Raw genomic sequence first — 1,621 nt, forward strand, 5'->3', positions numbered from 1 at the left:
GCCCTCCTCCGCGAAGGCTGCCACCAGCGCGGCGACCTCGCGCCCCTCCGGGACGGCGCGGTCCGCGCCCGCGGTGGGGGTGGCGGCGCGGACGTCCGCCACCAGGTCGGCCACGGTGTAGTCGGTCTCGTGCCCCACCGCGGAGATCACCGGCACCGGGCAGGCGGCGATGGCGCGCGCCACCGGCTCCATGTTGAAGGCCCAGAGCGACTCCATGCTCCCCCCGCCCCGCGCCACGATCACCACGTCCACCGGGCACTCCTCGCGCCGGGTGCCGAAGCGCCGGATCGCGGCGGCGATCTCCGGCGCGGCGTCCGCGCCCTCCACCGGGCAGTGCGACACCAGCATGGGCACCCACCACGCCTTGCGGCGCATGGTGCGGTGCATGTCGTGCAGCGCGGCGCTCTGCGCCGAGGTCACCACCCCCACCCGCTCCGGCCACGCCGGGAGCGGGCGCTTGCGGTCCTCGTCCAGCAGCCCCTCCTCGCGGAGGGCGGCCAGCAGCCGGTCCTTGGCCACCTGCCAGAGCCCCCCGGCGCGGGTGGTCTCCACCCGCTGCACGTCGAGCTGGAACTGCCCGCGCCGCACGAAGATCCCCAGCTGACCCTGCACCTCCACCTGCATCCCATCCTCCGGGAGCGCGGGGAGGTGGCGGGCGGTGCTCGCCCAGAGGGTGCAGCACAGCTCCGCGCGGTCGTCCTTGAGGGTGAAGTAGCAGTGGCCGGAGCGGTGCCGCTTCCACCCGGAGACCTCGCCCCGCACCCACACCGACCCCGCGGCCTGCCGGATCACCTCGTCCGCGCGGCTGACCACACGCCAGACGCTGAACACCTTGCGCGGGGCGGGCGCGGCGGCGGGCTGTGCCGCCGGGGCCGTGGGGACGGCGAGCCGGGAAGTTGCCATGGGCGCGGGCACGGGGAGCGGTTGCCTAGCGCCTGTAAGCTAACCCTGGGGAGGGAGATCCCGGAAGACGGACGATGCGGGAGTGGACGGAGGACGGACAGCGTGGACGCGCGGAGGAGCCCCCGGCGGCGGGCCGCCCAACGAAAAAGGCCCCTCCCCCGGGGGGCGGGGGAGGGGCCTCGGGCCGTCGGATCAGAACGTCAGCGCGGTCCGGCGAACGAGGGTGGGAGTGGGCGTAACCCAGTCCGGGAGCTGCCGGACCACCTCGTCGACGGCGGGAGAGCCGCCGGGGGCGTACACGTCCTGGACCTCCACCGTCACCGGCTCCGCGCCGCGGATGCGCAGCGTGCCCTCCCACCCCTGCCCGGAGGGGTAGGCGCGCAGGGTGTAGGCCTGCCCCGCCGCGGGGGCCTGCGCCGGGAGCGGGGGGAGGGTGTCGCTGAACGACCAGCCGGCGAGCCGGTCCGCCGGGATCCGCACGTTCACCGAGAACCAGCTCCCCGGGGTGATGGCGAGGCGGACCGTGCGCACCTCGCCCTCCGCACCGGCCGGCGTGGCCCGGACCGGCGAGGGGGGGAGGGCCGGGCGCTCCGCGGGGCGCCCCAGCCCCGGCCCGCGCGGGGCGAAGCGCGGCCCCTGCACGCCGGCGAGCGCCATCTGCGGGCCGAGCCAGTCCATTCCCGTGACGACCACGTGCGACGAGGTGTCGGTCACCACC

2 protein-coding genes are annotated in these 1,621 nt (G+C 76.4%); both read right to left on the reverse strand.

The window, feature by feature from the left end; all coding sequences use genetic code 11:
- Positions 1-903 (reverse strand): exodeoxyribonuclease VII large subunit (gene xseA, locus VGR37_24750; protein ID HEV2150631.1); only part of this gene is annotated, 903 nt, incomplete at its 3' end.
- 192 nt (positions 904-1,095) lie between these two features.
- Positions 1,096-1,621 (reverse strand): hypothetical protein (locus VGR37_24755; GenBank protein ID HEV2150632.1); only part of this gene is annotated, 526 nt, incomplete at its 5' end.

The organism is Longimicrobiaceae bacterium, from assembly GCA_035936415.1.
GTDB lineage: Bacteria > Gemmatimonadota > Gemmatimonadetes > Longimicrobiales > Longimicrobiaceae > JAFAYN01.